This window comes from Carnimonas bestiolae (assembly GCF_051251145.1).
Classification (GTDB): Bacteria; Pseudomonadota; Gammaproteobacteria; order Pseudomonadales; family Halomonadaceae; genus Carnimonas; species Carnimonas bestiolae.
Window position 1 is genome coordinate 41,524 of the sequence record NZ_JBPCZK010000001.1, and the last position, 23,366, is coordinate 64,889.

General features: G+C 56.0%; 20 protein-coding genes. 13 read left to right on the forward strand and 7 right to left on the reverse strand.

Annotated elements, in window-relative coordinates; genetic code table 11:
- Positions 1–58 precede the first annotated feature (58 nt).
- Both R84865_RS00265 and R84865_RS00270 read right to left on the reverse strand, forming a co-directional pair.
- Positions 59–1,234 carry a MoaF-related domain-containing protein gene (locus R84865_RS00265; RefSeq protein WP_435637706.1) on the reverse strand — a complete coding sequence of 392 codons (1,176 nt, stop codon included), beginning with the start codon at positions 1,232–1,234 and terminating at the stop codon, positions 59–61.
- 806 nt (positions 1,235–2,040) lie between these two features.
- Complete coding sequence (locus R84865_RS00270) at positions 2,041–2,508, reverse strand: DUF6314 family protein (protein WP_435632398.1); 468 nt, start codon at positions 2,506–2,508, stop codon at positions 2,041–2,043.
- Between the two features lie 29 nt (positions 2,509–2,537).
- Here R84865_RS00270 and R84865_RS00275 point away from each other — a divergent pair, with 29 nt between their 5' ends.
- From R84865_RS00275 to R84865_RS00320, 10 genes are all read left to right on the forward strand, one after another.
- Positions 2,538–3,416 (forward strand): EamA family transporter, encoded by an 879-nt coding sequence (locus R84865_RS00275; RefSeq protein ID WP_435632399.1) that lies wholly within the window; start codon positions 2,538–2,540, stop codon positions 3,414–3,416.
- Positions 3,417–3,491: 75 nt separating this feature from the next.
- Complete coding sequence (locus R84865_RS00280) at positions 3,492–4,388, forward strand: NAD(+) kinase (RefSeq protein WP_435632400.1); 897 nt, start codon at positions 3,492–3,494, stop codon at positions 4,386–4,388.
- Between the two features lie 2 nt (positions 4,389–4,390).
- Positions 4,391–5,371: a metallophosphoesterase gene (locus R84865_RS00285; protein ID WP_435637707.1), complete on the forward strand. Its 981-nt coding sequence runs from the start codon at positions 4,391–4,393 to the stop codon at positions 5,369–5,371.
- Between the two features lie 18 nt (positions 5,372–5,389).
- On the forward strand, positions 5,390–6,277 hold the full coding sequence (locus tag R84865_RS00290; protein ID WP_435632402.1) for a rhomboid family intramembrane serine protease: 888 nt from the start codon (positions 5,390–5,392) through the stop codon (positions 6,275–6,277).
- Positions 6,270–6,551: a DUF1315 family protein gene (locus R84865_RS00295; RefSeq protein WP_435638523.1), complete on the forward strand. Its 282-nt coding sequence runs from the start codon at positions 6,270–6,272 to the stop codon at positions 6,549–6,551. The genes R84865_RS00290 and R84865_RS00295 overlap by 8 nt, the downstream gene beginning before the upstream one ends.
- Positions 6,536–7,381, forward strand: a complete 846-nt coding sequence (locus R84865_RS00300; protein WP_435638524.1) for a DUF2797 domain-containing protein — start codon at positions 6,536–6,538, stop codon at positions 7,379–7,381. The genes R84865_RS00295 and R84865_RS00300 overlap by 16 nt, the downstream gene beginning before the upstream one ends.
- Entirely contained in the window at positions 7,381–7,905 is a 525-nt protein-coding gene (locus tag R84865_RS00305) for a GNAT family N-acetyltransferase (RefSeq protein ID WP_435638525.1), read from the forward strand. The genes R84865_RS00300 and R84865_RS00305 overlap by 1 nt, the downstream gene beginning before the upstream one ends.
- 330 nt (positions 7,906–8,235) lie before the next feature.
- Entirely contained in the window at positions 8,236–10,878 is a 2,643-nt protein-coding gene (gene pepN / locus R84865_RS00310; protein WP_435638526.1) for an aminopeptidase N, read from the forward strand.
- Positions 10,879–11,310: 432 nt separating this feature from the next.
- Positions 11,311–12,288, forward strand: a complete 978-nt coding sequence (locus tag R84865_RS00315) for a DUF1852 domain-containing protein (RefSeq protein WP_435632407.1) — start codon at positions 11,311–11,313, stop codon at positions 12,286–12,288.
- A 28-nt stretch (positions 12,289–12,316) separates the two neighbouring features.
- Entirely contained in the window at positions 12,317–13,345 is a 1,029-nt protein-coding gene (locus R84865_RS00320; RefSeq protein ID WP_435632408.1) for a methionine synthase, read from the forward strand.
- Between the two features lie 76 nt (positions 13,346–13,421).
- Here the strand turns inward: R84865_RS00320 and R84865_RS00325 are convergent, their stop codons facing one another.
- From R84865_RS00325 to nfo, 3 genes are all read right to left on the reverse strand, one after another.
- Positions 13,422–13,904, reverse strand: coding sequence for an Lrp/AsnC family transcriptional regulator (locus R84865_RS00325; RefSeq protein WP_435632409.1), 483 nt, complete (start codon positions 13,902–13,904; stop codon positions 13,422–13,424).
- Between the two features lie 170 nt (positions 13,905–14,074).
- A complete protein-coding gene (locus R84865_RS00330) occupies positions 14,075–14,362 on the reverse strand; it encodes a hypothetical protein (RefSeq protein ID WP_435638527.1) in 288 nt (95 codons plus the stop codon).
- A 48-nt stretch (positions 14,363–14,410) separates the two neighbouring features.
- The gene (gene nfo, locus R84865_RS00335) at positions 14,411–15,262 is read right to left on the reverse strand and encodes a deoxyribonuclease IV (protein WP_435638528.1); all 852 of its coding nucleotides are present in this window, start codon (positions 15,260–15,262) and stop codon (positions 14,411–14,413) included.
- Positions 15,263–15,852: 590 nt separating this feature from the next.
- Between nfo and R84865_RS00340 the strand changes: the two genes are divergently transcribed.
- The 3 genes from R84865_RS00340 (at position 15,853) to R84865_RS00350 (ending at position 22,344) form a co-directional block, all read left to right on the forward strand.
- Positions 15,853–17,451: a glucan biosynthesis protein G gene (locus R84865_RS00340; RefSeq protein WP_435632412.1), complete on the forward strand. Its 1,599-nt coding sequence runs from the start codon at positions 15,853–15,855 to the stop codon at positions 17,449–17,451.
- Positions 17,444–19,945, forward strand: coding sequence for a glucans biosynthesis glucosyltransferase MdoH (gene mdoH, locus R84865_RS00345; protein ID WP_435638529.1), 2,502 nt, complete (start codon positions 17,444–17,446; stop codon positions 19,943–19,945). Before R84865_RS00340 ends, mdoH begins: the two co-directional genes overlap by 8 nt.
- Positions 19,946–20,244: 299 nt before the next feature.
- On the forward strand, positions 20,245–22,344 hold the full coding sequence (locus R84865_RS00350; RefSeq protein WP_435638530.1) for a M13 family metallopeptidase: 2,100 nt from the start codon (positions 20,245–20,247) through the stop codon (positions 22,342–22,344).
- Positions 22,345–22,434: 90 nt separating this feature from the next.
- On the opposite strand, the gene R84865_RS00355 is transcribed toward R84865_RS00350, so the two are convergent.
- A complete protein-coding gene (locus R84865_RS00355; RefSeq protein ID WP_435638531.1) occupies positions 22,435–22,635 on the reverse strand; it encodes a winged helix-turn-helix transcriptional regulator in 201 nt (66 codons plus the stop codon).
- Between the two features lie 193 nt (positions 22,636–22,828).
- Entirely contained in the window at positions 22,829–23,239 is a 411-nt protein-coding gene (locus R84865_RS00360) for an ASCH domain-containing protein (protein ID WP_435638532.1), read from the reverse strand.
- Positions 23,240–23,366 lie beyond the last annotated feature (127 nt).

Below are 23,366 nucleotides of genomic sequence, written 5' to 3' on the forward strand. Positions count from 1 at the left end.
TAAAAAAGGCTCCGCCATTGCTGGCGGAGCCTTTCTTGTATGTGCGTATTGTTTTGCTTTACTTCAGCTTGATCGTGCCGTTCAGGTGAAGCGTATTGCCGTTTTTCTCAACAATGTTGCTCCACACGGTACCGTCGTTCCAGTTTTGCACGTGTACCACGTTATCGCCGCTACCGTTCTCGTGCCAGTACACCATGAACACGTTAGGGCTTACTTCTACAGCGGTGTAATCGACGGTTTCGGAATCACCTGAGCCACTACCGGACACATCGGTGAAGGTCATGCGCTGGTTATCAAGGAAGTGCAGATCAAACTTGGCCTGGCCCAGATCGACATGTGCGGTGTAGCCAATAGGCGGGTAGGCGCTGTATACCTTCCAGTCGGTTTCGCCCTTGAACACCTTGGCGCCCATCTCGAGTGCCGAAACATCAGGCAGATCAGGGTATTTTTTCTTCATTTCATCGATAACGCCCGCCGCATCGGGGTTGTTAACCACGGCATGCTTGAAGTTTTCTAGGTACTTACGGTTATTGGCAAGAATGGCCGGGTTGAAATCGTCTTTCAGATAGTGAGGCGGAATAACCTTGGCCGGCTTGAGTTTGGCGATCTCGTCCAGCTTGGCAATCCAGGCATCGATGCCTTTCACGCCCTGGGTGTCGGCCATCCAGATATGCGCGCCCTGCGCAGTGGAGCCGCCGCCAATAACGGTCTTGTTGGAAGGAATCCATAGGTAGCTATGCAGCGGGTCCTGCTTATCCTTCTTGATCTCGATGGTTTCGCCATCAAGCTTCAGGGTGTCTTCATTATAGGCGGTGGGCGTAATGAGCTGCTGCGGGGCATCCTTGCCGAGCTGATCTTTCCACACCGCTAGCTTGGCGTCTTTAGATGTGGAGATAACCCATGCGGTTTGGGCGGTAGAAATTACCTTGGCATCCGGGAATGCTTTAACGATGCGGTCAGCACCGAAATAGTAATCGGGGTCGCTGTACGAAATAAAAATATACTTCAGATGTTTGCCCGACTGCTTAATCTGCTCGATCACTTTATCCGCGTACTGGTTCTGGAATTGCGCATCTACCAGAATGGCGTCGTGATCGCCGCTGATCAGCGTTGAGGTGACCGGAAAGATGCCGTCGCCAGTAGGGTTGAAAGTCGATACTTCGAGAGGGGCTGCATTGGCCAGTGACGATACCGTCAAAGTGGCTGCCGCTGCGAGAGAAGCAAGTGTCTTCATGCGTAATCTCCACGTCCATGTTGGCTAAAGGGGGGCTTGGAAGGGCAAACCATCAGATGGGTAGCGGTTGCCATTTCCAAGTAAACGCATATAGCCACACAGCGAGAACAAAAATAAGTACGCACAAAAATGTAAGTATGCTGCTTAAGCAATTTTTAAATAACAGCGCTCTGCAGAAGCACGACAGCCGACGGGATAATCGGGGCATGAGGCGATAGCTTAAGCTGGGAGTCATTTAGCCTGAACGGGGAAATGCCGCGATTTAGGGAGGGCCGCGTTCGTTTAAAGCGTTAGCGGCTTCTGATAATAGCCTTGGATCCGCTTAAGCAGTGGGGCGCGTGCAATAAAAAACAAATGACATCATTGCGCCGAGGAACATGCCAACCAGCACGTTTTCCATCATGGCGCCAGTAACGCCTCCAATACATACACCAATCAATACACATTTCAGCATAGTAATTCCGCTATTAATTAACACGCTATCATTATAACGTTATTTCAGTTTTGATTAAAGAATAAGCGCAGCGATAGACGACCTGTTACCAGCAAATGGTCTAACCGAGCGGATGAAATCCTCTGGTGGGCAGAGCGGGTTGGCCGTTGCTGCACACTAGGCCGTTGAGCATTGGCTGCGGAATGCGGAAGGAAAGGCGATTGGACCACGGTAGGGCGAGAGAACCCTCAGCCAGCATAATGCGTGCTGGCCGAGGCGATGATGATGCCGAAAGGCTCGGGATACTGCTATGTCGCTTGGGAGCGTCGTTTCTACATGGTTGAGCGCGTCGCACGAGCCAGCAAAGGTGGCCTCAGCGGTAGTGGTACTCGAGGAATTCGTTCTTGCGCGGTCCTTCGATTTTCCAGCACAGCGTGAACCCTGGCTGGGTAAGCACCAGCCGCGCTGCGTAAGTGTCGTCGCCGCAAGGATGCGGATGGCGACTGATCAAGCGCTCACTGTCGCTGGGGTCCTCGATTAGATCGAACAGCCATACCGCGTTGTCCTGACCGCGTCGCTCGTGATGCAAACGAATGAAGTCGCTGTACCAGGTTAGCCGGTAGCGGTTGGTGAAGGGCACCGGCGGCTGTTCCTGTAGGGCGAACTCACCTTGTTCTTCCAAGCGTACTACGCGACGTTCTTCTTCCAATGTCGAATGCACGGTAACGCGTCCGCTGCCGTGCCCATCCCACCCTGTACGTGAACCACTAAGCGTGCGTGCGGAAAATTCCAATTGCGAGATGCTGTTGATCTCAATGCCCAAGCGTATAATTGCAGTCAACTTTCTAGTCTCTAATGGGTTAACCAGGAATGGCGTATCTGATAGCCGTAACGATCCTGTGGTCGTTTTCGTTTAGTTTAATCAACGTATACCTGTCGTCGAGTGTGGACAGCTATTTTGCGGTAATGGTTCGCATTTTGCTCGCACTGGTACTGTTTTTGCCACTGCTGAGGCCGCGTCGCACGCCGCTTAAGACAGCGCTAGGGCTGATGGGCGTTGGCGCCATTCAGATTGGCGCGATGAGCATTTTCGTCTATCAAGCTTTTTCATTGCTTAGCGTACCCGAGGTGCTGCTCTTTACCGTGCTAACGCCGCTGTACGTGACCTTGTTCGATGATGCATTAGCGCGACGTTTTTCTGGCTTCCACTTGGCGACCGCCGCGATAGCAGTGGTAGGCGCACTGCTAATCGCCTCCTTCGATGTCAAACCTGGGTTCTGGAACGGTTTCGTCGTGGTCCAGCTGTCGAATCTCTGCTTCGCCGTTGGTCAGGTGGCCTACCGGCGGTTGCCGGGCTTGGCGGATAGCCGTCATGGGCATCGTGATGCGTTGCAGCAGTTTGGCTGGTTTTATGTTGGTGCGGCGGTGTTGCTGGTGCCCGCATGGCTGCTGCTAGGGGACTGGTCGCGTTTGCCGACTACCCCCGTTCAATGGGGCGTATTGGCATGGTTGGGGCTGATCGCTTCAGGCGTGGGCTATTACTTCTGGAATCAGGGCGCGCGCCGAGTGGACGCGGGTACGTTGGCCATTATGAATGAAGCGTTGAAGCCTGCAGGGCTGGCGGTCAATGTAGTGATCTGGAATCACGACGCCGACCCATGGCGATTAACGCTGTGTAGCGTGGTGATTTGCGGCGCGCTGGCGCTCAATTTGTGGGGTGGTCATCGTCAGCGAAGTGCACAAGCGTAACGCTGAGGCGTTGGCGCAATGGTGCGTGATCGGCATAATGGACGCCATGACCGTTTTGATGAGCGAACTTCCAGCATGATGCAATTTCCTACTGTCGGGATTATCGGACGACCCGGTAGTCAGCACATAGAGGCCTCGCTGCGGTGGTTGGTTAGCTTTTTGCGTGAACGGGGCCATCAGGTAGTACTTGAAAGCGGCGTAGCAACGCTGTTGCGGGACAATCCTAGCGATAATGTAAAAGACATTGCCGATGCGCCACTCGATGCGCTGGGCCAGCATTGTGATCTGGCCATTGTGCTGGGCGGTGACGGCAGCCTGCTAGGCGCAGGGCGGGCGTTGTGCGCTACCCACACGCCAGTGGTTGGCATTAACGGTGGCCGCGTTGGGTTTCTGACCGACATTCCCGCCGATGAGATGGAGCCGCGCCTGACCGAAATACTCAACGGCGATTACGACCGCGAGCAGCGCTTGCTGCTCGATAGCCGCATCGTGCGCGACGGCAAAGAGGTCTCTTACGGATTGGCGCTCAACGACGTTGTGGTGCATGCAGGGCACGTTGCCAGGCTGATCGAGTTCGATCTCTATATCGACGATCAGTTTGTCTATCGTCAGCGCTCTGATGGCTTGATCGTCGCCACGCCCACCGGCTCAACCGCCTATGGCTTGTCTGCAGGAGGTCCGATTCTGCATCCTTCTCTGGATGCCTTGGCACTGGTGCCGATGTGTCCGCACACGCTGTCGAGTCGACCGCTGGTAGTGTCTGCCGCTAGTCGCATCAGGCTCGATATCTGCGCCAATATCGAGCAGCAGCCCTCAATCGCCTGCGACGGCCAGTCGGTACGCACAGCGCAAGTGGGGGATTCGCTGCATATCACACGCAATCCAGGCTATCTCGAACTCTTGCATCCCAAAGGCCATAGTTTCTACGAAAGCTGTCGCAGTAAGCTTGGCTGGACCCAGCACGGCCGGTGACTATGCAGCCTTCTGCTGACGCCATTGATGTGATCGGCGACGTTCACGGCTGTGCCACGTTGCTCAAGCGACTGCTCGACCGGCTGGGCTATCGGCGCAACCGCGATGGGGTGTGGCAGCATCCGCAGCGGCGCGTGCTGTTTTTGGGTGATCTGATTGATCGCGGGCCAGAAATCGTTGAAACCGTGGAGATCGCGCGTGCCATGGCGGAGCGCGGTTTTGCCACCGTGCTGCTGGGCAACCACGAGATCAGTGCGTTGACTGCCTTCTTCCTGCGCGACGAACGACGCGTGCCACGGATTCACAAGGAAACCATTGAGCAATATCGAAGCTGCCCCGAGCGCTGGCGGGATACCCTGAAATGGCTGCTGGAGTGTCCGCTGTGTATCGATGCGGGAAGTTACCGCGCCGTGCACGCATGCTGGGATGAAGCGCTGGCGGCGCCTTTTCTTGATCATCATCCGGACGGGCGCATTGATCGCTATATGCTGATGCGTGCCTGCGATCCGCAAAGCTTTTCGCATATGCTGTTTGGCCGGCTGACGCGGGGGCCGCAACTGGCGCTGCCCGACGGTCGCTCGATGACCTCGCGGGATGGCGTTACGCGGCGCACCTTCCGCACCAGTTTTTGGGCCATCGCGCCACGCTGCTACCAAGATGTGGTATTCCAGCCCGATCCGCTGCCGGAGGATATCGCACAGCGGCCGCTGGATGATGCCAGCAAGCGTCGATTAGTCTTTTATGGTCCTGATCAGCCGCCGCTGTTCTTCGGCCATTATTGGCGTCAGGGGCATCCGGAGCTGATTGGCGATAATCTTGCGTGTCTCGATTACAGCGGCGTAAAAGGCGGCCATCTGGTGGCCTACCGTTTTGACGGCGAAAGACGTTTGAGTGCTGACAAGCTGGTATGGGTAACGGTCGATGATCCCGCGGATATTGGTGCCAGCCACGCTGATATACAGCGTAATCCGGTGCACCAATAAGGCGGCCAAGGAGCTTTCATGCAAACGCCGGTATTGCGCTTTGCGCCTGATGTTGATTTAGCGCCGCTTAGGCAAGCGCTGTGGCAGTCGCGTATTACCCATGATTATCGCGCCTCTCGCGAGTGGCAGGTGATTGCGCTTGCTGATCCCGATCGCTATCAGGAAACCATCGCCCTGATTGAGCGCTGGCAGGCGGGTGAACCGCTGCGAGTAGAGCGCCCGCCACGCGCTATTGCTGAGTCATCTCCATGGCGTCGGGCAGTACAGGCGGCGCTGGTCACTTCGCTGCTGATCGCCGCCTGTCTGGTGGTGTATGGTGTGCTGCAATTGCCCAGTAATCGCGTCTTTCAAGCGCTTTCGATAGTGCCGCTTAATAGTGCCGGCGAACCTCAGGCGACGCTGAGCCAAACGCTTGGCAGTGGCGCTTGGTGGCGCTTGGTAACGCCTGCCTTGATGCATTTTTCGCTGATGCATCTGCTGAATAATCTGCTCTGGGTGTGGGTGTTTGGTCGGCAGCTTGAGCTGCGGGCGGGGCGCTTTCATCTGTTGATGTTCAGCATTGTGGTGGCGCTGATATCGAATCTGGCTCAGTACGTCGCCAATGGACCGCTGTTTGGCGGCATGTCAGGCGTAGTGTTCGGCTATGTGGGCTATCTGTGGTTGCTGAACTGGCTGCGCCCAGCGTGGCAGTTTTTTGTGCCGACCCCGTTGGTGGTGTTTATGCTGGGGTGGCTTGCATTTGGTTTCACTTCGCTGCCCGCGTTGCTGGGGCTAGGTACGATGGCAAACGGGGCACATGTGGCAGGACTTTGTGCGGGTATTTTTGCTGCGCTGGTCACGCATTTTACATTGAGAATAGCGCCGTTGGACGGTAGCGGTTCTCAATCAAGGAGTTCCGATGAGTGATATGACCTTCGATGAATTGGCCGGCCAAATGACGCCAGAGATTCACTTGGCGCTGAAGCAGGCGGTGGAGTTGCGCAAGTGGCCGGATGGTCGAAAGCTGAGCCAGGCGCAGTTGGAGCTATGCCTTGAAGCGATCATCAAATACGAAAATACCCACCAGTTCGACGAACAGTCGCGTACTGGCTATATCGATCGTAGTCGCCATCGGCAGCAGGAGCAGCTTCATGTCGATGACAGCGATGACGGCGACGATATCAAATGGGTGAAGGAGTGACGCTACAGGGCCATGCTCGCAAGTTAGACATCTCTGCGGCAGACAACCATAGCGTCGCGCAATATCGACTGCCCCTGGGGGGGCATTCGGTGGATCTGAATGGGCTGCTCGGACAGCGCATCAGCCTGCGCCAGTTGGGCGAGATTCGCTGCGTTGCGTGCGGCAAGCGCACCAAAAAAAGCTTTTCGCAGGGGCATTGCTGGTACTGCTTCACCCATTTGGCGCGCTGCGATCGCTGCATCATGGCACCTGAGCGTTGCCATTATTTCGAAGGCACCTGTCGCGAACCCGAGTGGGGCGAACGCCACTGCTTCGCTCCTCATATCGTGTATTTGGCCGCTAGCGCATCACTCAAGGTGGGTATTACCAAACCGTCGCAGATGCCGGTGCGCTGGCTTGATCAAGGGGCCAGCCAGGCGCTGCCCATTTTTTCCGTCGCCTCACGTCAGCAGTCAGGCATGGTTGAGGATCTGCTGCGCAGCGCTGTTTCCGACCGCACGCCGTGGCAACGCATGCTGAAGGGCGAGCAGCTGGAGGTTGATCTTGCGGCTACCGCAGTGCAACTACGCGAGCGTTTTCGCGACGGCCTTCAGGCCTTAAGCGAGCGGTTTGGAGAGGGCGCGATCACTCCTTACCCTGATCCGCAGGCATGGCATTTTCATTACCCTGTGCTCGAGGCACCGAGCAAGGTCAAGTCGATTGATCTTGAGCGCACCCCTGAGCTCGAAGGCACCTTATTGGGCCTGAAGGGGCAATACCTGATTCTCGATAGCGGCGTTATTAATGTGCGCCGCTTCCAAGGCTATCTGCTCGAATTCGACGCGGCGTAATGGCTGAATCTCCCTTAACACCTGCGCGGCGCGGCAGCGATCTTTCCCACATGATGATCCGGCCCGCGCGCATCAGTGATATCGACGAGTTAGAAGAGCTCGAATTCGACTGCTTCGATGACGATGTCGCGTTTTCGCGCTGCCAGTGGCGGCATCTGCTGACGCGCGCCAATGCCCTCACGCTAGTAATCGAAAGCGCCGATCGCCAAGCGCCCTCGGGCCAGTATTTGTGGGGCTATGCGATGCTGTTAATGCGGCGCAATAGCCGCAAGGCGCGTCTCTATTCGCTGTGCGTCGAGCCCAGGGTGCAGCGCCAAGGGCTGGCACGGCGACTGCTTGGCAACGCCGAAAATGCGGCCATAGCGCGGGGCTGCAGTAGCGCCATGCTGGAGGTGCGCGCCGACAATCGTGCAGCACTTGCGCTCTATCGGCGCTTGGGTTGGCTGCCGCAAGGCTGGATAGACAACTATTACAGCGATGGTTGTGCGGCGTGGCGCATGATCAAGCCGTTAAGCTCCCGCTAACACGCAGCGCTGCGCTTCCTTCGCAGGGCGAGCGCAGTGTCTTACTGCTGCGCTGATCCCTCGGTCCTTCCTTCGCGCGCCAGCGCAATTAGCGTGGATATCAACCCGCCGATAGCGAGCTTTTTTCAACGCCGGTCGATTGCCTGAGCAGACCTTTTGGCGGTATCGCCCGCGGTATGCTCTTGCCGCTATTCGCGTACTGCGCCGGTGGGTAGGGCTCAGCGGCGACGGTAAGCCAGACCGCCTACTTACAACACCTGCGTTCAGCCGCTGAATCCCTTATGATGGCGGCAATACTGTTCATTGCTGCGTTTCTCAAGGGAGGCTTGGATGTCCGAACCGCGCACCATCTATCTGAAGGATTACCAGCCACCGGCCTACTGGATTGATACGGTTAGCCTTAAATTTGTGCTCGATGACCACGATACCCGCGTACAGGCTACCCTGTCGGTGCGTCACAATACGGCGCGTGAAGTGGGGCTGCCGCTGCGCTTGTACGGTGTCGATCTGACCCTGAAAGCCATCGCGCTGGATGGCCAGCCGCTGGAAGAAGGGCGCGATTATCGTATAGAGGGCGAAACCCTCGACGTGCTAAGCGTGTCGGAGCAGTTCGAGCTGACCACTGAAGTCAGTATCGATCCTGCTGCCAATACCGCGCTGGAAGGGCTATATCGCTCCAGTTCGATGTTCTGCACCCAGTGCGAACCTGAAGGCTTCCGCCGCATTACCTGGTACCCCGATCACCCTGACGTGATGGCCGCTTATACCGTCACGGTGGTCGGCGATCGCGCTTCATTGCCGGTACTGCTCTCCAACGGTAACCCGATTGAATCCGGCGATTTGCCCAACAATCGGCACTACGTGACCTGGCAGGATCCATTTCCCAAGCCTAGCTATCTCTTTGCGCTGGTGGCGGGCAATCTTGAGAAGCGTGAGGACCATTTCATTACCCAGAGCGGACGCAAGGTAACGCTGCAAATCTGGGTTGAAAAGCAGGATCTCAACAAGACTGAATTCGCCATGGGCGCGCTCAAGCGGGCGATGCGCTGGGATGAAGATACCTACGGCCGTGAGTACGATCTCGACCTGTTCATGATTGTCGCGGTCAGCGATTTCAACATGGGGGCGATGGAAAACAAGGGCCTCAATATCTTCAACAGCGCGGCGGTGCTGGCGAACCCTGAAACGGCCACCGACGCCGCATTTCAGCGCATCGAAGGCATCATTGCCCACGAATATTTCCATAACTGGTCTGGCGATCGCGTGACCTGTCGCGACTGGTTCCAGCTTGCGCTGAAGGAAGGGCTGACGGTATTCCGCGATCAGTCATTCTCAGCGGATATTAACTCAGCACCGGTCAAGCGCATTCAGGATGTCAATTTCCTGCGTACCCACCAGTTTGCCGAAGACGCCGGTCCTACCGCTCATCCGGTCAGGCCCGAAAGCTTCATCGAAATATCGAATTTCTACACCCTGACCATTTATGAAAAGGGTGCTGAGCTAGTGCGTATGCTCAAGCACCTATTGGGGCCAGGCGATTATCGCAAGGGTACCGATCTGTACTTTTCTCGCTTCGATGGCCAGGCGGTACGCGTAGAGGACTTTATCGATTCGCTGGCGGAAGCGGGCAATCGCGACCTCACTCAGTTCATGCGCTGGTACTCACAGGCCGGTACGCCCGTGCTGGAGGTTAGCGATGAGTACGATGAAGGGGCGCAGCGCTACCGTTTGACGGTGCGCCAGCACACGCCTGCTACCCCCGGACAGCCCGCCGAGTCGAAGCAACCGCTGCATATTCCGCTGCGGTTAGGGCTTCTGAGTGAGCAGGGCGAGGCGCTGTCGCTGGTCATAGAGGGCAAAGCACTGGGTACCGATACCGTGGTAGAACTACGCGATGCCGAGCGTAGCTTCGTCTTCGAAAACGTTGCCAGCCGGCCGGTGCCTTCATTGCTACGCGGGTTTTCAGCGCCTGTGCAGCTGCAATACGACCACTCGCCTGCCGCCTTGGCGCTGCTGATGAAGCACGACGAAGATGGCTTCAACCGTTGGGATGCTGGGCAGCAGCTGATGCGACGCGCGATTGAGTCAGCCATGCGTGCCATTCAGCAGCAGCAGGCGCCGGAGCTCGATCCGCTGTTGGCCGATGTGGTCGGTACGCTGGTATCAACGCCCAGCGACGACTACGCCGTTCTGGCGGAAATGCTCACCTTGCCGAGCGAGCAATACGTTGCGGGCTTCCAGCAGCAGATCGATGTCGATGCCATTCATCAGGCGCGCAATTTCGTGCGTCAGGCGCTAGGCGATACCTTCTACGCTGAATTCCTCGCGCTTTACCGTCAGCAGCAAAGCGATGCGCCTTACGTGCCCGAATTCAAGCAGATTGCGCAGCGTGCGATCAAAAACGTGGCGCTGAGCTATCTGTGTGCCAGCGGGCGCGATGAAGGCCTCGCGCTGGCGAAGCAGCAGTTCGATGCAGACGCCAATATGACCGATGTGCGCGCGGCCATGACACTGCTGGTACACAGCGATAACAGCGAGTTGGCCGATCACGCAGTGAAACGCTTCGGCGAGCAGTGGGGGCACGACTCGCTGGTGATGGATGCCTGGTTCGGTATTCAGGTAACCCGTCCGCAGCCCGATGTGCTCGAAAGGGTGAAATTCCTGATGCAGCATCCGGCATTCTCGCTGAAAAACCCCAATAAGGTGAGGGCGCTGGTAGGGGCATTCGCGACCAATCGGGTTAACTTCCATCGCATTGATGGCGAGGGCTACCGGCTGCTGGCCGACGTAGTGATCGAGCTCAATCGCCTTAACCCCGAAATCGCCGCGCGCATGATTGTGCCGCTAACGCGCTATCAGCGCTTCGACGAACAGCGTCAGCAGCTGATGCGTGAACAGCTGGAGAGGATTCGCCGTGAGCCGCTGTCACGTAATCTGTTCGAAATAGTCGAGAAAGCGTTAGCGGCTGGCTAGCGCGATAAGGGCGTAAGCGCCGGGGTAACGGGCCAGCGGCTCGCGCGATATCCCAAAGGCACTGCACCATGGCGAGGAAGTATGTTCGCCTGCGCTAATGCTAGCGGGCGAGATAAAAGAAAAGTGCCATGTCGATTTGTTCGATATGGCACTTTTTTATTGATTAACCCTGGGTGTTGCTGCCGAGCCTGGGCGGTGCTGATAGCCACGGGCACGATTAATAGCGGGCGCAGCCGCCGCTTGGCGGTGTTCATGAGAATTTCTCATGTTTATTTGAGTATAAGTCATTTCTATTCATGAAAGAACGTGTGTATAAAGATCGACTCACCGCTGCGAGTCAATGCTTAGTTGGCTAATTGCTTATCGCGTTAACGTCATTGCGTTCTAAGCCGTTGGCACTTCTTAATTAACGGATAGGGGCATGTTGCAAACATGAATAACGACATAACATTTAGTATTAACAGTATTAGATTCGACGAGCATTATGTGCCCGCCGAACGCACGCGCATTACTACCAATTTCGCTAATCTCGCACGGGGAGAAAGCCGTCAGGCTAATCTGCGTAATACTCTCACGATGGTGAATAATCGATTCAATGCATTAGCGCACTGGGATAACCCGAAGGGCGATCGCTATTCGGTCGAGCTCGATATCCTCTCGGTAGACGCTGATATTGAAGGTAATGGAAATAACTTTCCCATCATTGAAACCCTGAAAACCACCATTGTGGATCACCAGGATGATCGGCGTATCGAGGGAATGGTGGGAAATAACTTCTCTTCCTACGTACGCGATTACGACTTCAGTGTGCGGCTACTGGAACATAATAAGGACAGTGAGCAGTTCAGCATTCCCGATAAGTTTGGTGACCTGCACGGAAAACTGTTTGACTGTTTTATAAACTCCTCGACCTACCGCGAACAGTTCAGCAAGCCGCCGGTTATCTGTATTAGCGTGTCGAGTACAAAAACCTATTATCGCACTGAAAATTATCACCCCATACTAGGCGTTGAATATCGCCAGGATGAGTTTTCGCTAACCGACCAGTACTTCGCGAAAATGGGCATGAAGATTCGCTATTTCATGCCGCCCAATGCCGTGGCACCGCTGGTGTTCTATTTCCGTGGCGATTTGCTGAATGATTACTCTAACCTCGAGCTCATCAGCGCCATTAGCACCATGGAAACCTTCCAGCGGATTTATCGCCCCGAGATATACAACGCCAATGCGGCTGCTAGTCAATGCTTCCAACCGCGCCTTGAGCATGAAGACTTCTCTCTGACCCGCATCGTTTACGATCGCGAGGAGCGTAGCCAACTGGCGGTGAAACAGGCCAGGTTCACCGAAGAGAACTTCATTAAGCCATACCAAGGTGTACTGGATCAGTGGGCCGAGCATTACACGATTTGATCAGGCAACAACGACAGGACGACGTAGCGTGAAAAAGTTATTACCCACAGCAACGGCAGGCAGTCTGCCTAAACCTTCATGGCTAGCCGAACCAGAGAAGCTCTGGTCGCCCTGGAAGCTGCAGGACGATGTGCTCACCGAAGGCAAGCACGATGCCTTGCGGCTGGTACTGCAAGAGCAGGAGCTGGCGGGCATTGATATCGTGAGCGATGGCGAGCAAACGCGTCAGCATTTCGTGACCACCTTCATTGAGCATCTGAACGGGGTGGATTTCGAAAAACGCGAAACCGTGCGAATTCGCAATCGCTACGATGCCAGCGTTCCCAGCGTAGTGGGTGAGGTCTCGCGTCAAAAGCCGGTGTTTGTGGAAGATGCCAAATACCTGCGCCAATTGACCGAGCGGCCGATCAAGTGGGCGCTGCCTGGCCCCATGACAATGATCGACACGCTTTACGACGGCCACTACAAGAGCCGCCAGAAACTGGCCTGGGAGTTCGCTACCATTCTCAATCAGGAAGCGAAAGAGCTTGAGGCTGCAGGCGTCGATATCATTCAGTTCGATGAGCCTGCCTTCAATGTCTTTTTCGACGAAGTGAACGATTGGGGAATTGAAACCCTCGAACGTGCGATTGAAGGGCTGAACTGCGAAACCGCCGTTCATATTTGCTACGGCTACGGTATCAAGGCCAACACCGACTGGAAGAAAACGCTCGGAAACGAATGGCGCCAGTACGAAGATGTCTTCCCGAAACTACAGCGCTCGAACATCGACATGGTATCGCTGGAGTGTCAGAACTCCCACGTGCCGATGGAGCTGATCGAGCTGATTCGCGGCAAGAAGGTGATGGTAGGGGCGATTGATGTGGCCACCGACACCATCGAAACGCCTCAGCAGGTCGCTGACACGCTACGCAAGGCGTTGCAGTTTGTTGATGCTGACAAGCTGTATCCGTGCACTAACTGCGGCATGGCGCCGCTGCCGAGAAAAGTAGCGAGAGGGAAGCTTGCAGCATTGAGTGCGGGAGCTGATTTGGTCAGGCAGGAGTTGGAAGGCTAATCAGCAGCGTCTCTTGCTAAATAACTAGCCCCGAATAATACACCGAGGGTCGGCGGTTATTCGGGGCTTTTTGTTACTATTCCAACGGCAGCGGGTTATCGAATACCTTGCGCAGTACGAAGCTTGATTGCACGCCGGTAACGCCTTCGATGCGGGTAATATGGTTTAGCAGTAGATCGTGGTAATCGTCCATATCGCGCACCGTCACCTTGAGCTGGTAGTCGGCTTCTTGCCCAGTCACCAGTAACGCCTCGACGATTTGTGGCAGATCGGCAAGCTTTTTCTCAAACTGAGCAAAGCGCTCGGGGGTGTGGGCGTCCATTGAGATATAAAGCAGCGCCATTAACTTCAAGCCCAACTGCTTGGCGCTTACTTCAGCACGGTAGCCGCTAATCAGGCCGCTTTCCTCGAGCGCTCGAACTCGCCTCAAACAAGGGGAAGGAGAAAGACCAATGCGGTCGGCAAGCTCCTGGTTGCTAATGCGCCCATCGCGCTGCAGTACTTCTAGGATTTTACGGTCGTATCTGTCTAGCGAAAAAGCGGGTTCGGCCGAATTCATTCTGCTCTCCTGAAATCTTATTTCGTATTTTGTTTTTATTGTGCAATAAACTACTGCGCATTTAGCCATTGAAACTGGGTTGACGCAACATTCGATAGCCTCGGCAAGGCGGATATTGCAAACGGCGTCGTCGCGGTGGAGGACTATTTAGCACCTGCTCAGCGACAGCACTATTGGATAATAAATCCAAGCAGGCTTAGCCCAATCACCAGCCAGATAAGGCCACTAATAAATGCCTTGGCCATTAGGCGGCGAATACCTTTAACGATAAGCGCGATGCCAATAACGGCAATCACAATGCTGAAGAGCGAATGGCCGATGCCCAATTCGTCGCCCAAGCCGCCGGCAAATCCTTTGAAACTATCGCCAAAAGACGAGAAGAAGGTATTAACCCACTCAATAAGCGTACGCAAAACGGCACCGATGGCCGCGCCCACTTGGGCAAAAAAGTCGTGCATAGGGTGTCCGTTTCAGCTGCAGTAAATTGTAATCGTAACGACCAACGGTTAGTGCTGGGTCGCCATTTGCGTATTCATCCAGCGAATTTCATCGGCCCAGCGTTGCGGCTCGACGGTTTCCAGGATCATTGGCAACCGATCGAGGCGGCTGTCGCCAATAAAGGCGCCAATGCCTTCCAGACCAATATTGCCTTCGCCCAGACTATCGTGGCGATCAACGCGGCTGCCCAAGGCGCTTTTGGCATCGTTAACATGCAGGGCTTTCAGGAATTGCAGGCCGACAATACGCTCGAACTCGTCCCACACCTGCGCTGCGCCAGCGGCTGAGGTGAGGTCGTAGCCAGCGGCAAAGGCATGGCAGCTATCGATGCACACGCCAACGCGCTGCTTGTCTTCCACCTGATCGATAATCTCGGCCAACTGCTCAAAACTATAGCCAAGGTTGCTGCCCTGACCAGCGGTATTTTCGATCACTGCGGTGGTGAAAGCGGTACGCTCCAGCGCTTGGTTAATCGACTCGGCAATCAGCGCTAGCGATTCGCTAGGGGATATCTTGCGCAGGTGGCTGCCTGGGTGGAAGTTCACGAGATGGATGCCCAACTGCTCGGCACGCTGTAGCTCATCGAGAAACGCTGCACGCGACTTTTCCAACGCAGCGCTATCAGGATGCCCCAGATTAATCAGGTAGCTGGCGTGCGGAAGAATCTGCTGCGGACCAAATCCGTGCTGCTCGCAGCCTTGCTTGAACGCCTCAATCTGTGCCGGATCGAGCGGCTTGGCCCGCCACTGGCGCTGATTCTTGGTAAACAGTGCAAAGGCACTGGCGCCTATCTCAACGGCGCGTTCGATCGTATTGGCGACCCCGCCTGCAGCGCTCACGTGGGCTCCCGTATAGTTCATGCCGGTGACATCCTGTCGCGTGATAAGTGGTTGAAAATGCGTTCAGTTTAGCAAAAGCTATGGTGCGACCACCACATGGGGTTTTGGTCCGCGTTGCACCCAGCGAACGATGCCGGAAACAACCGCGAATAGTGCAAGATAACCCAAGCGAGAGGGCGCGGTCGCTACGGTAATTGAGCAATGCCTTAAGAGTAAAAATGTCGCCGTAGCGTCTTTGCAGCCTGTATCACTATGTAAGCTAACGTTGTTGTCGCTAGTATTTATATAGGGGGCGCGTCATGATGGTTAACGTTTTGAATTGGCTATCTTGCTCATGCCCAGCGAATTTATAGCGAGATCACGGGTCAATGTAGTGTCGTGCATAACAACTTGCTACTGGCGAAGTTGATACGTTGCACCGTAAAAGAAACTGATGAGGGAAGTGGGCTTTTACTTCCTGATAGTCACTATTTTCGTTGGGGTGTGGTTATCGCTGGAAGGTATTTCCAGCCTTTTATGTTAGTTCAGAGCCACTGAATTTAGTGGGCTGATCCGCTACAATAGGTTGCATTACATGGTCTACGCCATGGTGTTCATTTAAGGAGTTTTGCGTGCCAGTGCACTCTCAATCACATCGGGTCGGCCCCCAGGGTCGGCTGCAAAAACGAATTGCAGTACTTTCCATCGGCCTTGCGGGGTTTTTTAGCGCCCATCTGGCGTTCGCCTTCAATTTCGAAGATGTCGCCGATCAGGCGCGCAGCCTATCGCAGGAAAGTTATTCAGCTCCTTCCAGCAATCTTCCCGATAGCCTTAAACAGCTCGATTTCAAGCATTACTCCGATATTCAGTTCAAGCCCGATGCGTCGCTTTGGCGCAGCGAAGATCTACCCTTCGATATTGGCTTTTTCCATCAGGGCATGCGCTATGACATGCCGGTCAAAATTAATCAGGTCGATGAAGGTGAGGTGAAACCACTCACCTATAGTCCTGATCAGTTCAACTTCGGCGACAGCGGCATCGATCCCGCTAGCTTGCAGGACGTTAACGGGTACGCAGGGTTTCGCGTTAACCACAAGCTCGATGGCAGCAGCAAGCAGGAGATGATGGTGTTCCTGGGCGCCAGCTATTTCCGCGCGATCGGCGGTAATCAGCGCTACGGTAGCTCTGGTCGTGGTGTTGCGATCAATACTGCATTGTCTTCTGGCGAAGAGTTCCCGCTGTTCAAGGAATTCTGGATTGCCAAGCCGAAGAAGGACGATCCCTATCTGGTGATTTACGCACTGCTCGACTCCAAGAGCCTGACTGGTGCCTATCGATTTGTCGTGCGCCCCGGCGCTGACACCGTCGTCGATGTACGCTCTGAGCTATTCCTGCGCACCAGCGTCGATAAGATTGGTATCGCGCCGCTTACCAGCATGTACCTGTTCAGCCCGGCCCAGCCGAGTTCTGAGGTGAACTACCGCCCGGCCATCCACGACGCTAACGGACTGGCTATTCAGACCGCCAACGATCGGGGCGAAGATCAGTGGCAGTGGCGGCAGTTGGCGAATCCGCAACGTCTCAATATTTCCGACATTCCGGTTGAGAAGTTGCGTGGATTCGGATTGCTGCAAAACAGCCACAACTTCGATAACTACCAGGACCTTAACGATCGCTACGACCTGCGTCCCAGCCTGTGGATCAAGCCACTGGAAAATTGGGGCAAGGGGGATGTTGAGCTCGTCGAAATTCCCACGCCTGACGAAACCAACGACAATATCGTTGCGTACTGGAAACCCGAGGCAAAATTGCCGGTGGGCGAGCCGATCAATTTCAATTACCGCATGGTGGTTACCAAGGATGAGCAGCGTTTGAAAAACCCCGATCTGGCATGGGTCGATCAAACGCGTCGCTCGCTGGGCGAAACCACCCAAGACAATCTGGTGCGCAAGCCGGATGGCTCTAACGCCTACATCGTTGATTTCAAGGGCCCCAATCTGAAGGATCTGGATGCCAACAGCGGCGTAAGCCTTGAGGCAAGCGCAGGTGACAACGGCGATATCGTCGATCGTCAGGTTGTTCGCAATCCGGTTAGCGATGGCTTCCGCGTGATTTTGAAAGTGAAGGCGAAAGACGCGTCGAAACCGGTAGAAATGAACGCCTTCATCAAGGATGGAACCGGTCAGCGGTTGTCGGAAACCTGGAGCATGGTGCAGCAGCCCAATGACTGATATATCCGCATCTGGTGAAAACGCCGCTGCGCTCTATTTGCAGCGGCTGGCGCAGCAAGCAAAGGATAGTGCTGAAGCCGAACGGCTGCGCCGCGAGGCGGCGTCGGTCGAGTCGTTCGATCAGGTTCAGGACGCGCTGGCGGAAGGGCAGCGCAACAGCGCCGATCCGGCCAGCACTTCAGTGCTCAAGCGTATCGAAATTGCCTACGGCAGCACGCCGCTGGCGCCGTCGAGCGTGTTCCGCAAGGACCCGGCTGGACGTGTTCAGCTACTCACGCTGCCGCCGATCAATCGCTTGCCGATGGGGCCCAAGCCCTGGACTACCGGTCTGTTTGCGCGGATGGTGAAAGGCGTTCAGCTGCGCCGTGGCAAGGTGAGCCCCTGGCGCAGTAAGCGAGAATCCTCCGAACGGCCGGCGCGTCCGCGCTGGCGCATCGTCGGCAGTATTCGTCGCTGGATTCTGCTACTGCTGGTGATTGCGCAAAGCGCGCTGGCGGTCACCTATATGGCCACCATCCTGCCCAATCACGGCAGCACCGTGCTGGAAATGACCAACATGGTGTTCTTTGCGGTGCTGTTTGCGTGGGTATCGTCGGGCTTCTGGACAGCGTTGATGGGCTTCTATCAACTGCTGACTGGTCGCGATCGGTATTCGATCAACGCCAAATCGATTCCCGACGACGCGCCCATTGCCGCAGAGGCAAAAACCGCACTGCTGATGCCCATCTTCAATGAGGACGTCAATCGCGTTTTCGCAGGGCTGAAAGCCACCTATCTGTCGCTCAAGGATGCCGGCCAGCTCGATCATTTCGACATCTATATTTGCAGCGATTCCGCTGATCCCGATACCTGTGTGGCCGAGCAGACCGCGTGGCTGAGGCTGTGCCGCGAAGTCGATGGTTTCGATAATATCTTCTATCGCCGCCGCCGCCGCAGGGTCAAGCGCAAGAGCGGTAACCTCGATGACTGGTTGCGTCGTTACGGTGCCGACTATCGCTACATGCTGGTACTCGACGCTGACAGCGTAATGACCAGTGCCTGTTTGACGCGCCTGGTCCAACTGATGGAAGCCAACCCCAATGCGGGGTTGATCCAAAGTGCTCCAGTAGCCGCAGGGGCGACCAACCTTTACGCACGCCTTCAGCAGTTCGCTTCCAAGGTTTACGGGCCGCTGTTCACCGCTGGCCTGCACTTCTGGCAGTTGGGCGAATCGCATTATTGGGGCCACAACGCGATCATTCGCGTCGATCCCTTCATGCGCTATTGCTCGCTGGCACCGCTGCCGGGCAAGGGCTCGCTGTCGGGCGAAATCCTCTCTCACGACTTCGTTGAAGCGGCCTTGATGCGGCGTGCCGGGTATGGCGTGTGGATCGCATACGATTTGCCGGGTTCCTATGAAGAACTGCCGCCCAACCTGCTCGAAGAGTTACAGCGAGATCAGCGCTGGTGCCACGGTAACCTGATGAACGTGCGGCTGCTGTTCGTGAAAGGCATGCATCCGGTACACCGCGCGGTGTTCGTGACTGGCGTGATGTCGTACCTGTCGGCGCCGCTGTGGTTTATCTTCCTACTGCTATCCACCGCGATGCTGGCAGTGTCGAGCTTCTCGGCGCCGCAGTATTTCACTCAGCCGATGCAGCTTTTCCCAAGCTGGCCAGAATGGCATCCATGGCGCGCGGTGGGGCTCTTCAGTACCACGCTAACGCTGCTGTTCTTGCCGAAAATTCTCAGCGTGCTGTTGATCGCCTGCAAGGGTGCCGAACAATACGGCGGGCGGCTGCGGCTGTTCGTGAGTATGGTGATCGAGTCGCTGTTCTCGATGCTACTGGCGCCAGTGCGCATGCTGTTCCACACCAAGTTTGTGTTCGGCGCATTGCTGGGCATCAAGGCGAAGTGGAAATCGCCCGACCGTGCCGGTGGTGAAACCAGCTGGGGCGATGCCGCGAAACGCCATATGGGCCAGACCATCCTTGGTATTGTGTGGATTCTGGTGGTGCTGTGGCTCGATCCGCGCTTTCTGATGTGGCTGTCGCCGATTGTTGGGGCGCTGGTGCTGTCGATTCCGGTATCGGTTATCTCCAGCCGAGTGAATCTGGGTATCGGAGCACGCAAGCGTCGTCTGTTCCTGACCCCCGATGAAGCACATCCTGCGCGCGTGCTGCGCCGTACCTGGAAATTCAATCATATTGGTCGCGAACGCGGGCTTGGTCCGAGCTTCGTTGATAGCGTGGTGGCGCCAGTGGCAAACGCAGTAGCATGCGCGATGGGCTTTGCTCGTCACCGCGAGTCGGAGCTACTGGACGCGCGGCGTCAGGAGATCGTGCGCCAGGCGCTGGCAGCCGGTCCCGAGCGTTTTCCCGCGCCGCTCAAGGTGGCTGTGCTTGACGATCCGGTAATGCTATCTCGACTGCACTATGTGGTGTGGAGTCGCCGCGATAAGTACCCGAGTTGGGTGAATGCGGCCGATCTCGAAAGCGCCGCTATCAAGCCCTAAGTAGCAAAAAAGTAGTCAGTCCATCTAACCGCTGTTGCCGAGGTAACAGCGGTTTTTTTAACGCTGAGTGCCGCCGCGTTGAAGTTGCGGAGGGAAGTTGAGAGAGTATTCGGGCCTCTTGGCGTTACTGCTTGCCGACGCGGCTGGTGATGCACTTAAGACGCAATGGCGTATGCTGGCAGGGTGTTTTATAACAGATAGCAGGGCGATGAATATCAGCCGCTGGCCTGGCGCAGGTGGGTAGGCGCAACCAACTACGGTTTTACTGTTTTATCCAAAACAAAAGGAATTACTGTTCCATGAGCGTTTTTTCAATCAGACGTACCGCGTTGAGTGCTGCCATTGCGCTTACCATGGCGGGGTGTCAAAGCCATGCTGAGCACAACGGCGCCGCCGATCAGTCGATCTCGAAAAGCTCGGTCGATTATCACATCGATCAGGATAAGCTGCCGGCGCTGATCAAGTTCTCCCCCGACGATCTGGATGAGCGGCTGAATGCGTGCACCGACCTGAACGCCTACGTTAATCAGAAGTGGATCGACAAGGCAGATATTCCACCGGACCGTCCGCGTTGGGGCGCGTTTGATTCGTTGGCCGAGCGCTCGCTGGGCATTCAGCGGCAGATCGCTGAGCAGGCCGGGCAGTCTGACAGCGCCACAAGCGTTGATAAACTGCTGCACGATTTCTGGCGCTCGGGCATGAATGAAACACGTATCAACCAGCTGGGGATTACGCCCATCAAAGGCGAGTTAAGCGCCATCGATGGTCTCTCTTCTTCCAGCGATGTGGTGCATTTGATTGAAGATCGTCTCGAGCAAGGCGACGAGCTGGTGTTCGGTATGGGCGCAAGCTCCGACTTCAAGAACCCCAAGCGCAATATTCTCTACATCGATACCAGCGGGCTGGGGCTACCGGATAAGAACTATTACACCGACGCCCAGCACGCCGATGACCTGCACGCGTATCAGGCGTATCTGGCCAAGCTGCTAAGGCTGTCTGGCACTGAAGCGCGCGAGGCGGCTTTGCAGGCAGAGCAGGTGGTGGCGCTGGAAGGCCGGCTTGCCAAGGTGTCGTACTCGCAGGAGCAGCAGTCCCGCGATGCATCGCTGGCCTACAACCCGGTTCAGGTGAGCGAAGCCGATAAGCTAACCCCGCACATTGATTGGAGCAGTTTGCTGCAGCGGCTGGGTATCAATACCCAGGACAAGGTGTCGTTGGTCAATCCCGAGTTTTTCAAAACGCTTGATCACGAACTTGCATCAACGCCGGTGTCTGTGTGGAAGGCCTATCTGAAAGCACACACCCTGAACGACGCTTCCTCCTATCTGAGCGATGATTTCGCCAATGCGCGTTTCGATTTCTACGGCAAGGAGCTGAGCGGCCAGAAGCAAATTACGCCGCGTTGGAAACGTGTGTTGGGCCAGCTCAACGATTCGGTCGGACAGGCGATGGGGCAGCGCTATGTCGACGTTGCCTTCTCCGGCGATGCCAAGGCCAAGATTCAGACGCTAGTGGAAAATCTCTCTCAGGCGTTGAAGGCGCGTATCGAAGCCGTCGACTGGATGAGCGATGAAACCAAGGCCCGCGCTATCGAGAAATGGAAAGCATTTACCCCGCGCGTTGGTTATCCCGACAAATGGCGTGATTGGTCTGGCTTGAGCACATCAGACAACGATTATCTGGCCAATATTCGCGCCGCGCAGCGCTTCAACTTCAAATGGGATCTGGCCAAGGTAGGTCAGCCGGTAGACCCGAACGATTGGGGCATGACGCCGCAAACGGTCAATGCCTACTACAATCCGTCAGCCAATGAAGTGGTCTTCCCGGCCGCCATCCTGCAGCCGCCGTTCTTCGATCCCAATGCCGATATCGCCTTTAACTATGGCGGCATCGGCGCGGTGATCGGGCATGAAATGACGCACGGTTTCGACGATCAGGGCGCGCGCTTTGGGCCGCACGGCAACTTTGAAAACTGGTGGACGCCTGCCGACAAGAAACGCTTCGATGAGCTGGCGCAGGGGCTGGTAGATCAGTTTGACCACTACAAGGTGAATGGTCAGCCGGTGAATGGTCATTTGACGCTCGGCGAAAACATTGCTGATCTAGGCGGACTAAACACTGCCTACGATGCGCTGCAAAAGGCCAAAGCGGGGCAGCAGGACCCAATGGTGGGCGGCCACAGTCGCGACGAGAACTTCTTCTTCAACTTCGCGACCGTATGGCGCTTCAAGGCGCTGCCGCAGTATCAGCGCATGCTGCTAACCGTTGATCCGCACGCCCCGACGTCGCTACGTGCGATCGGCGCGCCGTCCAACATGCAAAGCTTTGCCAAGACCTTCCAATGCAAGCCAGGCGATAAAATGGTGCGCAGCGGCGACCAGCGCGTCGAAATCTGGTGATGCTGGCAGCATTTTGGTAGCCAACACCATCAAGCCCGGGAATTATTCTCGGGCTTTTTTTGTGGCTGTCGGGTGGCAGGTTCCGAGGGTTCATTCGCCCCTAGAAGCAGGCTCCGGTGGACGAAAGGCTTCAGCATTCTCAAAAATCCATAGCCACACAGGAATGAGCTTCACCAGAAACTCTTCTCCCAATGCGTTAAGCGAATACTCCACGTGGGGTGGAACCTCTGCGCGGTCATGCCGCGTAATCAAATTATCTCGTTCCAGCTGTCTGAGCGTTCTGGTTAGCATCCTGCAACGCTCGAGCAGGCCCTCGACGACATACCGCGCGGTATTCGCAGGAGTGGGGCGGGGCGTGGACCAAGGAGAGTACCTTCAATGCTCAGCAAGGCATCGCCAGCGAGGAGATAGCGGCATGGATGGAACAGCGTCTGCCGTTAGCTGCTGCGCCTTCACCGGATGAGAACGCATAGCCCTAATACCGTTAGCGCTCCCGCGACAGCACCTCAATCACTCTGAAGTGCTCGCATACCAGCAGCATATCCTTAGCAAACAGGCCAAGACGCTCGAAAAATGCTTGGTGCTCGCGCTGCCAATACATCAGCGATAGATCGCCTTCTCCCTCGGCGCGCGCGAAGGCGGCATCGATGTCGTGAAAGCGTCGCTGCGTAACGGATATCAGTTCGATAACGCAGGCTGGTACGCCTTGTCCATCTTCGATGATAGCGCGGGAGCCTTGCTGGGGCAGCGGCTCTTGGTCATTGACATAGCCCTGCAGCGCTGAGCAGGTCGCTGTTTTGGTGCCGCTCAACACCAGTGCCAACAGTTGATCGGCCTGCTGCGGAGAATCGCCGAACGACCAGCGCGGCAGCTCGCTATAGTGGTCAGGTAGCATAGTGAATCCTTTCGACTGGTGAGACGTGTTCATGCCGAAATGGCATCCGCCATCCATAATAGCCAACAGCGCGCGCGGTGATGCGACGCTGACTGCTCGGACATAAAAAACGCTCTGCCGATGGCTC

Coding starts and splice junctions, on each gene's coding strand:
- R84865_RS00265 (WP_435637706.1), bottom strand. CDS start 1,234: ATGAAGACACTTGCTTCTCTCGCAGCGGCAGCCACTTTGACGGTATCG.
- R84865_RS00275 (WP_435632399.1), top strand. CDS start 2,538: ATGGCGTATCTGATAGCCGTAACGATCCTGTGGTCGTTTTCGTTTAGT.
- R84865_RS00280 (WP_435632400.1), top strand. CDS start 3,492: ATGATGCAATTTCCTACTGTCGGGATTATCGGACGACCCGGTAGTCAG.
- R84865_RS00285 (WP_435637707.1), top strand. CDS start 4,391: ATGCAGCCTTCTGCTGACGCCATTGATGTGATCGGCGACGTTCACGGC.
- R84865_RS00290 (WP_435632402.1), top strand. CDS start 5,390: ATGCAAACGCCGGTATTGCGCTTTGCGCCTGATGTTGATTTAGCGCCG.
- R84865_RS00295 (WP_435638523.1), top strand. CDS start 6,270: ATGAGTGATATGACCTTCGATGAATTGGCCGGCCAAATGACGCCAGAG.
- R84865_RS00300 (WP_435638524.1), top strand. CDS start 6,536: ATGGGTGAAGGAGTGACGCTACAGGGCCATGCTCGCAAGTTAGACATC.
- R84865_RS00305 (WP_435638525.1), top strand. CDS start 7,381: ATGGCTGAATCTCCCTTAACACCTGCGCGGCGCGGCAGCGATCTTTCC.
- pepN (WP_435638526.1), top strand. CDS start 8,236: ATGTCCGAACCGCGCACCATCTATCTGAAGGATTACCAGCCACCGGCC.
- R84865_RS00315 (WP_435632407.1), top strand. CDS start 11,311: ATGAATAACGACATAACATTTAGTATTAACAGTATTAGATTCGACGAG.
- R84865_RS00325 (WP_435632409.1), bottom strand. CDS start 13,904: ATGAATTCGGCCGAACCCGCTTTTTCGCTAGACAGATACGACCGTAAA.
- R84865_RS00330 (WP_435638527.1), bottom strand. CDS start 14,362: ATGCACGACTTTTTTGCCCAAGTGGGCGCGGCCATCGGTGCCGTTTTG.
- nfo (WP_435638528.1), bottom strand. CDS start 15,262: ATGAACTATACGGGAGCCCACGTGAGCGCTGCAGGCGGGGTCGCCAAT.
- mdoH (WP_435638529.1), top strand. CDS start 17,444: ATGACTGATATATCCGCATCTGGTGAAAACGCCGCTGCGCTCTATTTG.
- R84865_RS00350 (WP_435638530.1), top strand. CDS start 20,245: ATGAGCGTTTTTTCAATCAGACGTACCGCGTTGAGTGCTGCCATTGCG.
- R84865_RS00355 (WP_435638531.1), bottom strand. CDS start 22,635: ATGCTAACCAGAACGCTCAGACAGCTGGAACGAGATAATTTGATTACG.
- R84865_RS00360 (WP_435638532.1), bottom strand. CDS start 23,239: ATGCTACCTGACCACTATAGCGAGCTGCCGCGCTGGTCGTTCGGCGAT.